The sequence below is a fragment of the Vibrio sp. 10N.222.54.A3 genome (genome assembly GCF_041474095.1).
Lineage (GTDB): Bacteria > Pseudomonadota > Gammaproteobacteria > Enterobacterales > Vibrionaceae > Vibrio > Vibrio crassostreae_C.
The window spans coordinates 97,789-110,586 of the sequence record NZ_JBFRTN010000084.1; the positions used below are offsets into that span (position 1 = coordinate 97,789).

13 protein-coding genes are annotated in these 12,798 nt (G+C 39.3%); 7 read left to right on the forward strand and 6 right to left on the reverse strand.

All coding sequences use genetic code 11. From position 1 onward, the window contains the following. Positions 1-33: 33 nt before the first annotated feature. The gene (rfaD, locus tag AB4507_RS18015) at positions 34-975 is read right to left on the reverse strand and encodes an ADP-glyceromanno-heptose 6-epimerase (RefSeq protein ID WP_017063102.1); all 942 of its coding nucleotides are present in this window, start codon (positions 973-975) and stop codon (positions 34-36) included. A gap of 151 nt (positions 976-1,126) precedes the next feature. Here rfaD and AB4507_RS18020 point away from each other — a divergent pair, with 151 nt between their 5' ends. Both AB4507_RS18020 and AB4507_RS18025 read left to right on the forward strand, forming a co-directional pair. Then, positions 1,127-2,290 (forward strand): nucleotide sugar dehydrogenase, encoded by a 1,164-nt coding sequence (locus tag AB4507_RS18020; protein WP_372183045.1) that lies wholly within the window; start codon positions 1,127-1,129, stop codon positions 2,288-2,290. Positions 2,291-2,398: 108 nt separating this feature from the next. Then, positions 2,399-3,037, forward strand: a complete 639-nt coding sequence (locus AB4507_RS18025) for a TetR/AcrR family transcriptional regulator (protein WP_372183046.1) — start codon at positions 2,399-2,401, stop codon at positions 3,035-3,037. 62 nt (positions 3,038-3,099) lie between these two features. Here the strand turns inward: AB4507_RS18025 and AB4507_RS18030 are convergent, their stop codons facing one another. The 5 genes from AB4507_RS18030 to AB4507_RS18050 all read right to left on the reverse strand — a co-directional run bounded on the left by AB4507_RS18030 (position 3,100) and on the right by AB4507_RS18050 (position 7,519). Continuing rightward, positions 3,100-4,251, reverse strand: coding sequence for a murein hydrolase activator EnvC (locus AB4507_RS18030; protein WP_372183047.1), 1,152 nt, complete (start codon positions 4,249-4,251; stop codon positions 3,100-3,102). A gap of 147 nt (positions 4,252-4,398) precedes the next feature. After that, the gene (cysE, locus tag AB4507_RS18035) at positions 4,399-5,220 is read right to left on the reverse strand and encodes a serine O-acetyltransferase (protein WP_009847961.1); all 822 of its coding nucleotides are present in this window, start codon (positions 5,218-5,220) and stop codon (positions 4,399-4,401) included. Positions 5,221-5,267: 47 nt separating this feature from the next. Then, positions 5,268-6,332 carry an NAD(P)H-dependent glycerol-3-phosphate dehydrogenase gene (gene gpsA, locus AB4507_RS18040; RefSeq protein WP_372183048.1) on the reverse strand — a complete coding sequence of 355 codons (1,065 nt, stop codon included), beginning with the start codon at positions 6,330-6,332 and terminating at the stop codon, positions 5,268-5,270. A 178-nt stretch (positions 6,333-6,510) separates the two neighbouring features. Next, positions 6,511-6,978 carry a protein-export chaperone SecB gene (gene secB / locus AB4507_RS18045; RefSeq protein ID WP_009847959.1) on the reverse strand — a complete coding sequence of 156 codons (468 nt, stop codon included), beginning with the start codon at positions 6,976-6,978 and terminating at the stop codon, positions 6,511-6,513. A gap of 106 nt (positions 6,979-7,084) precedes the next feature. Further along, complete coding sequence (locus AB4507_RS18050; RefSeq protein ID WP_372183049.1) at positions 7,085-7,519, reverse strand: rhodanese-like domain-containing protein; 435 nt, start codon at positions 7,517-7,519, stop codon at positions 7,085-7,087. A 500-nt stretch (positions 7,520-8,019) separates the two neighbouring features. Between AB4507_RS18050 and tagD the strand changes: the two genes are divergently transcribed. From tagD to AB4507_RS18075, 5 genes are all read left to right on the forward strand, one after another. Beyond that, entirely contained in the window at positions 8,020-8,484 is a 465-nt protein-coding gene (gene tagD, locus AB4507_RS18055; protein WP_371725391.1) for a glycerol-3-phosphate cytidylyltransferase, read from the forward strand. A 43-nt stretch (positions 8,485-8,527) separates the two neighbouring features. Further along, positions 8,528-9,697, forward strand: coding sequence for a CDP-glycerol glycerophosphotransferase family protein (locus tag AB4507_RS18060; RefSeq protein WP_372127695.1), 1,170 nt, complete (start codon positions 8,528-8,530; stop codon positions 9,695-9,697). Next, a complete protein-coding gene (locus tag AB4507_RS18065; protein WP_371725393.1) occupies positions 9,697-10,794 on the forward strand; it encodes a glycosyltransferase family 4 protein in 1,098 nt (365 codons plus the stop codon). The genes AB4507_RS18060 and AB4507_RS18065 overlap by 1 nt, the downstream gene beginning before the upstream one ends. Positions 10,795-10,888: 94 nt before the next feature. Next, entirely contained in the window at positions 10,889-11,827 is a 939-nt protein-coding gene (locus AB4507_RS18070; protein ID WP_372127693.1) for a glycosyltransferase family 4 protein, read from the forward strand. Beyond that, positions 11,817-12,798, forward strand: a 982-nt coding sequence (locus AB4507_RS18075) for a lipopolysaccharide biosynthesis protein (protein WP_372183050.1), incomplete at its 3' end; no start/stop codon positions are given. The genes AB4507_RS18070 and AB4507_RS18075, both read left to right, overlap by 11 nt.

Sequence of the window (12,798 nt, forward strand, 5' to 3'; positions counted from 1 at the left end):
GGTGTATTATTGGTCCTAATCTGAAATATACCGTTAAGCGTTTACGATCTTCATGTACTCAGCAACGCCATCGGCTACTGCTTTAAACTCGATATCGCAGCCTGTACCGCGAAGCTTCGTTAGGTCTGCTTGAGTGAATTCTTGGTAAGCACCTTTTAAATGCTCAGGGAAAGGAATCGTTTCGATTTCGCCTTTACCATGGTGCTTGATAACTGCCTTGGCGACTTCTTCAAACGACTCAGCATTGCCAGTACCTAGATTAAAGAGGCCAGATACCCCATTTTCTAAGAACCACAAGTTTACAGCCGCGACATCACCCACATACACAAAATCACGCTTAAAGGTTTCGCTACCTGCGAACAATTTCGGGTTTTCACCGGAATTCATTTGGTTGTTTAGGTGGAAAGCGACAGAGGCCATGCTGCCTTTGTGTTGCTCGCGTGGACCATAAACATTGAAGTAACGAAACCCTACGATTTGCGAAAGCTTTTCGTTGTGTGCTGCTGCATCCGCGGTTAAGCGGCGAACGTAGTTATCAAATTGTTGTTTTGAATAGCCGTAGACATTCAATGCACCTTCGTACTCTCGTTCTTCAATGAAAGTGTCGGTTTCACCGTAAGTTGCAGCTGAAGAGGCATACAAGAAAGGAATTTCACGTTCAACACAGTAATGAAGTAGCTCTTTTGAGTATTCATAGTTGTTGAGCATCATGTATTTGCCATCCCACTCAGTGGTAGCAGAGCATGCTCCTTCATGGAAAACAGCTTCAATATGACCAAAATCATCACCGGCCATGACTTGAGTTAGGAAGTCATCACGATCCATGTAATCCGTGATGTCTAGGTCTACAAGGTTCTTAAATTTCTTACCATCTTTTAAGTTGTCGACGACTAGAATATCGTTGTGGCCCGCTTCATTAAGCGCCTTAACAATATTGCTGCCAATCATGCCAGCACCACCAGTTACGATAATCATAATTTCTAACTCTTTTGAATACAAAACTGTCACGAGTATAGCAAGGAATGGATAAAGCGGGCTAGTGGAATAATTCCCCAACCAGAGTATGATACGGCAAGCTAAGTTATAAATTATGTTGAGTTAATTACTCAAAACTATAGGTATTATCATGAAGATTGCAGTAGCCGGTACTGGGTATGTGGGTCTATCAAACGCAATGCTGTTAGCACAACATCATGAAGTAGTCGCGGTAGATATCATCGATGAAAAAGTGACAATGCTGAATAATAAGCAGTCACCGATTGTAGATAATGAGATTGAGCACTTTCTATCAAATAAGGCGCTGAATTTCAGGGCGACAACAGATAAAGCGGCTTACAAAGATGCTGAGTTTGTCATCATTGCTACACCAACCGATTATGATCCAAAAAATAATTACTTTGATACCAGCTCTGTAGAATCGGTCATTAAAGACGTCATGGATATCAATCCAAATGCTGTTATGGTGATCAAATCAACGGTCCCTGTTGGTTATACTGAGCGTGTTAAGCAAGAGCTGAACTGTGAAAACGTTATGTTCTCACCGGAGTTTTTGCGCGAAGGCAAAGCCCTGTACGATAACCTACACCCATCACGTATTATCGTTGGTGAATGTTCTGAACGCGCTAAAGTGTTTGCGAATCTTCTTGTGGAAGGTGCGGAAAAAGAAAACATCGACGTACTGTTTACTCACTCAACGGAAGCAGAAGCAGTAAAGTTATTCTCAAATACTTATCTAGCGATGCGAGTTTCTTATTTCAATGAGCTTGATTCTTACGCGGAAGCGCATGGCTTGGATTCTCGTCAGATCATAGAAGGTGTTGGCTTAGACCCTCGTATCGGCAATCATTACAACAACCCTTCATTTGGTTACGGTGGTTACTGCTTACCAAAAGACACCAAGCAACTATTAGCAAACTATCAAGATGTACCAAACAACATTGTGGGTGCGATTGTTGATGCAAACCGTACCCGCAAAGATTTTATTGCGGATTCAATTATCAAGCGTTCTCCTAAAGTGGTCGGCATCTATCGCTTGATCATGAAGGCAGGCTCGGACAACTTCCGTGCTTCTTCAATTCAAGGGATCATGAAGCGCTTGAAAGCTAAAGGTATCGAAGTTGTTGTGTTTGAACCGGTATTGAAAGAAGAGCACTTCTTTAACTCGAAAGTCTATTCTGATCTTGCTGAGTTCAAAGCGGTGTCCGATGTGATTGTTTCTAATCGAATGGTAGAAGAGATCGCAGACGTAGCAGACAAGGTTTACACACGAGATCTGTTTGGTAGTGATTGATTTGGTTCTATTTTAGCTAGTGCTAATTAGACCAGATGTTAACAGCTCGATCTATCTGTTTAGTGGCGATATACTGAACCACTAAACGGATAGGGATACTAATAAATAATGAAAACACGTGACAAGATTGTTTACGCTGCTTTAGAGCTTTTTAACGAGCATGGTGAGCGTAGTATTACGACTAATCATATTGCTGACCACATCGAGATCAGCCCTGGTAACCTCTACTACCACTTTCGTAACAAGCAAGAAATTGTCCGTGACATCTTTACTCTCTATTCGACAGAGTTACTTGAAAGGTTCACACCGATTCAAGGCCAACAAGAAAGCCTGACGTTACTAAAGACTTACTTAGATTCTATATTCACTTTGATGTGGAAGTACCGATTTTTCTACGCAAACCTCCCTGAAATTTTGTCTCGTGATGAGCAGCTTCACCTCGATTACATGGCTGTGCAAGAAAGGTTGCAAACTAACCTTGTCGATATTATGAGAGCTTTTGTTGAGTTGAACTTGCTCAAGGCAACAGATGCAGAAATGAAGTCGATGGTGACTTCTCTTCACTTGATTGCATCGGGTTGGTTGGCTTACCAATCAGCAATGTCTCCAAAAGCGCAAATAACGGAACAGGTGGTTCATCAAGGTATGCTGCAGATGATAGCGACCGTTAAACCAATTGCGACCGCGCAAGGTTTTGAACAGCTGACATTATTAGAAGATGGTGTAAGGGCGTTGAACTCTAAATAGAAAGAGACGAGTAAGCGGTATACGGGATTCGAAGAAAGATACTCGCATCCCGTATCTGCTCTTTATCGAACTAACCAACTCTTCGGGTTTTGGGCTTGGCTGTTTCTGCGAATCTCAAAGTACAGTGAAGGGCGCGTTTGGCCGCCAGTGTCACCAGCAAGCGCAATCGCTTCGCCAGCTTTAACCTTGTCACCTTCTTTCTTTAAAAGTGCTTGGTTAAAGCCGTAGAGCGTCATATCACCTTTACCGTGGTCAAGTAGCACCACTAATCCATAGCCACGCAGATACTCTGCAAATACCACCGTGCCAGAGTAAACCGATTTTACCTGCTGACCGTACTTGGCGTTTATCACCATGCCTTTCCAGTTAATTTGCCCCGTTTGACGTGAACCGTAGTTATGTAGAACTTTATCTTTGATCGGCCAAGGCAGCTTACCTTTACGTTTTGCTAGGCCATCCATCGGGACTGCATTACGTCGTTCTCGAGCCGCTTTCTCTGCTTTCGCTATTTCAGCTTTTAAGCGAGTTTCATTGCGTTGAAGCTCTGCCAAGTAATTCTTGTCACCCGAGATGTTTTTCTTGATGCTGCCAACGGTTTTCTTACGCTGCGTTTGAGTTTTGGCTAACGTATCGCGCTTGGTGGTTTGCTGTTTTAGCAGTGTTGCTATCTGTTCTTGCTCAAGTTGACGCTGTTTGTGGCTTTCTTCTAATTCAAGTTGCGTCTGTTCAATCGTTTTGATTGTTGCGGAGCGCGCTTTGGCAAGGTGCTGGTAATAGTGACTGATGCGATCTTCTTCCACGCCAGTGTTGAGGATGTGAGAAGACGCTTTAGCTCGACTTGTCATGTAGTAAGTCTGAATCAGTTGTTCTAATTTGTCGGTATGGATTTTTTTCTGAGCCGTAAGCGCTTTAATCTTGGTGTCTAAGTTAGCAATATTAGCATTAGCGGTATTGAGTTGCTTTTTACTGTCTAGAATCGCTTTTTCAAGCGAAGCGATGGATAGCTCTTGTTTCTTGAGGTTTGCTTGCAAGCTGTCGAGTTTTTTCTGCTGTGAGGAAAGATTTTTTTGTTGGCGAGATATTTCGCTCGATACGCCTTTCAGTTCCCCCTGAGAGGCGGCAAATGACGATGTAGCTAGAAAAGCAGCGCAAAGGCTGGCAGATATCAAAAGAGTCCGGCTAATGGCTCGAATTTGTTTCATCATTATCGTCATTTAGTTGTATTCATCTGCTCTTAATTGTTCGAATTTCGCTGAATCGAATCCACATCTGCTTTTAAGTTCTTGGTATCTCGGTTACGCGCATCCCGAATCTGCTTTTAAGCTCTTCTCATCTCGATACTCGTATCCCGTTACTGACGTTTATATCCCATCACCATGGATGAAGTTCTGAGAGCGACCATTGAACCCTTGGTCCATATCTAAAGATGGTTTATCGGTTTTTGGTTTGCCTACAATTTTTGCAGGAACCCCAGCGACTGTTGTATGAGGTGGTACGGCTTGCAAAACCACAGAGCAAGAACCAATCTTCGCGCCTTCACCCACTTCAATATTGCCAAGGATTTTAGCGCCAGCACCAATCATTACGCCTTCGCGGATCTTAGGGTGACGATCGCCACCTTCTTTCCCCGTACCACCTAAAGTAACGTCTTGAAGAATCGATACATCATTTTCAACGACAGCGGTTTCACCAATCACAATACCTGTCGCGTGGTCGAGCATGATAGCTTTACCGATACGAGCCGCCGGGTGAATATCCACTTGGCAAGCAACTGAAATTTGGTTCTGTAGGTAAGTGGCAAGCGCAATACGACCTTGCTTCCACAACCAGTTAGCCACTCGGTAACCTTGAAGAGCGTGGTAGCCTTTTAGATAAAGCAGAGGCATCGAGTACATCTCAACCGCAGGGTCTCGATTTACCGTCGCGCAAATATCACAAGCGGCCGCATCAATAATCGATTGGTCCTGCTTGAATGCTTGTTCAACCACTTCACGCACTGCCATTGCTGGCATTGATGCTGTTTTTAGCTTATTTGCTAGGATGTAGCTAAGCGCAGCGCCTAAGCTTTCGTGGTTGATAATGGTGGCATGGTAAAAACTCGCAAGCATAGGTTCTTGCTCCGACTGCTGTCGAGCTTCCTTCACAATGCATTGCCAAACTTTTTGTTGTTCACAGTGTTTCATTTTTCCATCCATTTTATCTATTTCATTCCACGACTTAATAAGCGATGTTATCGCTCTGACTTCTTGTCTCGAGCAAGCAGATCTTGCGCAGCTAAGTGTGCATCCTTTCCTTGATACAGCACTTGGTAAATTTGTTCAACAATTGGCATCTCAACGCCCATACGTTCTGATAGTAACCAAACTTCTTTAGTGTTGCGATAGCCTTCTACCACCTGGCCAATTTCTTCTTGTGCAGTATCGACGTCTTTACCTGAACCTAAAGCCAATCCAAAACGACGGTTACGTGATTGGTTATCAGTACAGGTTAGTACTAGATCGCCCAGCCCTGCCATACCCATAAAGGTTTCGGGTTGTGCACCCAGTGCAGCGCCTAAGCGACTCATTTCAGCTAAACCACGCGTGATCAGTGCAGTACGAGCATTGGCACCAAAACCAATGCCATCCGACATGCCTGCGCCAATTGCGATAACATTTTTCACCGCGCCGCCAAGTTGCATGCCGATGAAATCTGAGTTTGCGTATACGCGGAATGTTTTACCGCAGTGAATCTTCTCTTGCAGCTCTTCTAAGAATACTTCATCTGGTGAAGCGACAGAGATAGCCGTTGGCATGCCCATCGCTAACTCTTTGGCAAAAGTAGGCCCTGATAGAACCGCTAGCGAGTACCCATCCCCCAGCACATCGTGCGCGACATCTTTAAGTAAGCGGCCTGTTTCTGGCTCTAGGCCTTTGGTCGCCCAACAGATGCGAGAATCCGTACCTAAGTAAGGTTTCAGGCTGTTTAGAACAATACCAAACACGTGGCTAGGCACAACAACGAGAAGGTCACGACTTGCTGTTACTGCTTTCTCAAGATCGGATTCGATGATTAGGCTTTCTGGAAAGTCGATATTTGGCAGGAACTCATTATTAGCACGCTCAGATTCAAGACGAGCCATATGAACAGGGTCGTGTCCCCAAAGAACAACGTTTGCACCGTTACGCGCTAGAGAGATAGCTAAAGAGGTTCCGTAAGAACCTGCACCAATGACAGTCATGGCGATCTCTTTTCCGTAAGCGCTGTCTTTACCGTAAGCGTCTGTCGTGTTGGTCGGGTGAGTTGTGTCTGTCATGCTTCCACCTAAAAATATTGAGGGAAATCGAAGAATTCTGGAAAAGCTTTCCACTAAAATAAGAAGAGCTTTCAACTTTAGTACAGTGTAAAGAAAAAATGCACATCGCAGAAGTTGCGATGTGCATTTAAAAGCGAACTAGCGCTTGAATCGTTAGAGTTAAGTTCTACTTTGAGACTTAAGCCTGTTCGCCTTCAGCTTGCTGAGCTTGGTTCTGTAGGTAGTTCATGAACAAAGCATCGAAGTTTACAGGTGCTAGGTTCAGTTGTGGGAACGTACCTTTAACCACTAGGCTAGAAATCGTTTCACGAGCGTATGGGAACAGGATGTTCGGGCAGAATGCACCAAGGCAATGAGCCAGTTGACCAGCTTCCATTTCGCTTGCAGAGAAGATACCGCCTTGTTGAACTTCACAAAGGAATGCAGTGTCTTCTGCGTTCTTAACTGTAACAGTTAGACGTAGGATTACTTCGTAAACGCCTTCGCCAAGTTCACGGCTTTGAGTGTCTAGGTCCAGTTTTACATCTGGGTTCCACTCTTTTTGAAACATGTCTGGAGAGTTTGGCGCTTCGAAAGATACATCTTTTAGGAAGATGCGTTGGATTGCGAAGTTTTGTTGTGCGTCTTGTTGTGCTGCTTCAGCCATTTTCTTGTCCTTAAAAATTTATAATTAGGTTTTGTTCGTCATATCAGCCGAACAAAACCTTAAAGTCATATTCGTGTAATCAGGTCAGTTTACTTTTTGCCTTGAACTACTTCTTACCTTTAACCAAAGGTAAGTTAGCTTCGCTCCAAGCCACTAAGCCACTTTTCAGTACGCTTACGTTTTCGAAACCTGCTTTAACCATTAGGTTAGCGCTTTCTTGAGCGGTTTGACCTGTCTTGCATACTACGATGATTGGGTCTGCTTTGCGGCTTTCAAGGCTACCAAAGCTATTTGCTTTGATGTCTGACGGCAAAATGTGAACTGCGTCCGTAATATGGCCCTTTTTGAACTCATCTTTAGTACGAATATCAACCACAATGCCGTTTTCACGGTTAATCATGTGTGTGGTTTGCGCTGCCGTGATCTCTTTGTAGGCTGCGTTTGATGTCTTGATAACGTTCGCAATGATGGCAACAACCAAGCCGATCCATACGATGGCTAAAATCATATTCTCTTGAACAAATGGAACTAACTCTTGCATATCTTGAACTCTTATTCGTTATTGGGCGAAAAACTATAGGTCAGGAGTATAGCGAGAAAGGGAATGAGAATACAGAATAAGCATAGTGAAGATCATAATTTTGGTTACTCACCGCATATAGCTCCAAGCTTCACGAGCATTAAGTTATTATTTGATTTGTCAATAATCATTGTGTTGCCGTTGATACACACCTTTTGCTAAGATGAGTGGCTTATAAATCACAAGAGCACTGATTGTTTTTGTGCGAATTTAGTGGAGTCTGCCTCTGGGAGCTAAACCTAAGGGCGGTAGCGTTCCTAAATATTGCGAAGAGTAGTTTTGACAACGCCAACTATAAAAGTATCAAGGGAAGTCCTCATAGTTAGCGTAATGTGATTCTAATCGGTAATGTTACCTACTTGACAAGTGTATCTATGTGGGATTTTGGTCTACTTTAGAGTGGTTAGGCTGTTGACTAAAAAGTTAAACTATCCTGTAAAATTAAGATTTGGCTTTATTATATGATTACAGTAATAACATATGGCACATATGACCTTTTTCATGTTGGTCATGTCCGCTTACTTAAAAGATTGAGCGAACTTGGAGATAGACTAATCGTAGGTATCTCATCGGATGAATTTAATGAAATAAAAGGGAAAAAATCGTTTTTCTCATACGAAGAAAGAGCTGAGATATTATCTTCTTGTCGGTATGTCGATGAAGTCTTTCCTGAAAATGATTGGGATCAAAAAGTTCATGACATAAAAAAATTTGATGCTGCTATTTTTGCTATGGGTGATGATTGGAAAGGTGAGTTTGATTTCTTGGAAGATATTTGTGATGTTGTTTACCTAAAGAGAACTGAAGATATATCAACAACAAAAATAAAAAATAAACTGTCAACTTTAAAAAGTTCTGAGTTAGACAGAATTGAAAGCTCACTTCATGATGTAATATCAATTGTAAAAGCTATTTCATCAAGTTGATTTTTAATTTATTTAGTCGACTATTTTTAGGTTGTAATGAGTAATGATTGAGATTAGAAAAAAAATTGTTAAGTCAATAAAAATATTGTTCAGGATTTTAAGTGGAATTATACCTAAGAATAGTAAGCGTGTTGTATTTAAATCAAACCCCGATTTTTCAGGAAATGGAAAAGCTTTTAGTGACTACCTATTAAATGTTAAGTGTAAATACGATGTTGTCTGGATTGTTTCAGATTGCTCGACTGAATTTATGGAAGGCATAACTATCGCGAAAAAAGGGACATTTAAAGCACTCTGGCTGTATGTAACAAGCAAATATATAATTACTACTCACAATGAGATGATAGGAACTAGAGCTAATAATCAGATATATATTAGCCTTTGGCATGGAATGCCGATGAAAAAAATCTGTTATCTAGGTGAGTTTGATCATCAAGGAATGGAGGATTATTCGTCTTTGAGAATAGCAACATCAGAAATTATGCGCTCAATTATATCTGCTTGTTTTAGAGAAAAAGCTAACAATGTTTATGTTACTGGTCAGCCTCGTAATGATTATCTTTTTGATAACTCAATTAGAAAGACAGACTTTTACAAAGATATTAAAAGTAAGTATGAAAGAATCGTGTTTTATACACCGACTTTCAGAGAAAACCAAGAAGACGCTCGCTATTCTGATGGAGTTAAAATCGAAGGGCATAACTTCTTACGTACTAGTGATTTTGACTTGGATTTACTTAATCGATATTTCGCTGATAATAACACTCTGTTATTATTAAAGCTGCACCCGTTTGAAGAAAAAAGCATCACTAATTCTACTCTAGGTAGTAACATTCGAGTTGTAACAAGTCAAAATTTAAAGGAACAAGAGTTAGATATAAATCATATATTGTCAATGACGGATGTTTTAATTAGTGATTATTCATCTATTTACTTTGACTTCATGATATTAAATAAACCGATTGTTTTTCTTGTTCCTGATAAAGAGCAATATGAAAAATCACGGGGCGGCTTTGTTCTCGAACCTTTCGAATCCTGGACTCCTGGAAGTAAAGTTGTTACACAGAAAGCTCTATTAGATGAAATATCTGAAATTAAAAATGGTAACGACAAATATTCAGATAAACGTAATCAAGTGAATCACATAATAAACAAGTTCAATGATAATAAGAACTGTGAACGCGTTTATAAGTTTTTTTTTAGTGAGGATTAATGAATTTAGCTTTTTTACTTGGAGATTGTACTGCTAAAGGGGGAATCGAAAAGGTGACGATGACTTTAGCTAGTGCCCTTTGCAAACATACGCCTACTTCAATAATTAGTCTTTATAAGAGTAATAGTGAATCATCATTTGAGGCTAATGAAGTACCAATAACATACTTGAAACCTCGAAATGAGAAGAGTATGTATAATCGCACTGGAAAGTTTGGGGTGTTTTTTGATCTAATATATGTGTTGCTCAAGGCTAGCCCTTTGAGAAAAGCTTTGAGAAAAAATAGTAGTGATGTGGTTATATCTTGCGATATCAAAATGACGGTAATTGCGCTGTTAGCAACAATGTTTACTCCTAGAAAAGTTGTTGTTATTGAACATTTTGAATACGATGTACCCAGCTATCTTCTTAAGAAAATTAGAAAATTTATCTATCGTTGGGTTTCTGGCGTTGTTATCTTGACTGACGAAGATAGAAATAAATACTCTTGGTTCGGTAATAATAAGATACATACTATACCAAACATCGTAAGTGTTAAGCATAGTCTAAAATCAGTGAATAAAGATAAGACTGTAATAGCTGTTGGTCGCCTATGTCATCAAAAAGGGTTCGATTTACTAATCTCAGCATGGAAGAAAGTTGATAATAGATCTTGGAACCTACATATTTATGGTGAAGGAGAGGATGAAGAGTTGTTGAGTAATATGATAGAAGAGTATTACTTGAATAATGTGAAGCTTTTCCCTTTTACTCCCAATATAGATGAAAAGTATCAATCCTCAAGTATATTTGTTTTATCCTCTCGGTTCGAAGGTTTAGGAATGGTTTTAATTGAAGCCCTAGCACATAAACTACCCTGTATTAGTTTTGATTGTCCTGCTGGGCCTAAAACTATAATCAAACACGGAATAAATGGAACGTTAGTACCTACCGGTGATATAGAGAAGCTTGCTAATGCTATTAGTGAACTGATGGAAAGTGAAGAGTTAAGAAATGAATTTTCTAGAAACTCAATTGATTCAATAAAAGAGTTTAGTGAAGTTAGTGTTGTTAACAAATGGAATGTAATGTTGGGGGGGATATATGGGGAACACTAATTACGACTATCTTATTGTAACTAACCTCCCGGCATTTTATAAGATAAATTTGTATAATGAGCTTTCAAAATATCTTAATATAAAAGTGATTTTTATGTCAGACAGTTCTGATATTAGAAATTCTGATTTTATTGATGGGGAAATGAAATTTGAATATGAAATATTACACGATGTAAGTTATGAGAAAAGAAATAAATTATTAAGTTTGTTGAAATTCTTAGGTGTTATTTTTAACCATAAGTTTGATAAGATAATATTTCCGGGTTGGGAGTTAGTTGAGTTGATACCCATTATGTTATTAAGTAAAAAGTCAAAAAATGGAATCGTTTTAGAAAGTAGTATTATAGAAACAATAACTACTGGCCCGCTATGGCTGGTTAAAAAATTAATTATACGGAATATGGGACATGCTTACCCTTCAGGTAAGTTACAATCTGACATATTGTCACATGCTGGTTTTGATGGTGAAGAGCATGTCACGCATGGTGTTGGTATACCTAAGCGTGTAGTGAAAGAAATAATAAATAGGAAATCAAAAAGCTATAAGTATCTATATGTTGGTCGGATTTCAGAAGAGAAAAACTTAGATTTTATAGTTAATGAATTTAATAACAATGGGAAGTCGTTGACTATTGTTGGAGATGGTCCTCAAAGAAGTGAATTAGAAAGCATAAGTCATGGTAATATAAAATTTACTGGATATGTTAACAATGCAGATTTAGGAGGGATTTATCGAGACCACCATATATTTATACTCCCTTCTAAGTCTGAACCTTGGGGGCTTGTTGTTGAAGAGGCTCTTTCTTATGGTTTACCTGTTATTGTAAGTAATCATGTCGGCTGTTATGAAGACCTTGTTTCTAGAGCAGATACGGGTATTGTTTTTGATTTATCTGATGAGATGAGCTTTGCACGTGCATCCTGCTCATTGGAGTCCAATTATGACTTCTATCAAAAAAAGGTTCAAGCGGTCGATTTTTCGATTAGAGATCAGGCTCAAATAAATGCTTATTGTCTAAATAATGAAAAATAAAACTATTAGTGACTTTTTAAATTACCTTGTCTCTGACTTGTTTGTGAAAGGCTTTCTTTTTATATCCTTGCCTTTATTGTCTCGAGTTATGTCTCCTGAAGAGTACGGTAAGCTATCCTTGATTAATGCAGCAATAATGATTATGTTTGTATTTCTCAGTCTCAATATACAGAATGCTGTTTCGAATCGATATATGCGAAATAATGCCGATTTTGGGAGTTATCTATTCTCAAATATAGCGGTTATTATACCTATTCAGGTGGTAATAATATCGATATCGCCATTCTATTTACCTTACTTATCTGGGTTATTCAACCTTTCTGAAAGGGATATTTTTTTTGTACTTCTAATATGTTCATTGCTGTCAATTTTCTATACATATACTAGTTACTTGCAAGCTTCTAGGCAAAGTAAAGATTTTTCATTGATAAATATAATTACCAAAGTAGGTGAAGTGATTTTATTGTTTCTCTTCGCTATATATTTGTCGAATAACCAGTATTTGTCAAAAATATATGCACAAAGTATAATTGTACTATTGTCTTTGTTGTATGTGGCTCCTAAGTTCTATCAGTTATTGACATTTAATTTTAAATTTTCATACGTAAAAGAAGCGCTATACTTCTCAATTCCTTTACTCCCTCATGTTTTAGCCAATAGCCTATTAGCCCAAGTTGATAGACTAATTATTGATGACCAGTTAGGTACAGCAGCCACAGGCATATACTCATTTTCATACAATTTGTCTATGGCTATTGTTGTTATTGTTATGGCTTGGAACTCTTCATGGCAGCCTCGACTGTATAAACTGATTGAGAATGGCGATAAAGATAAAATATCTAAAGTTAGCAAAAGCTCAACTTTAATATTATTGGTTCTGTCTATTTTTACTATATTATACACGCAAGAGATAGTTGTTATTTTCTCATCGGCTGATTATTATGAAAGTATTAAAATAATCCCAATAATAA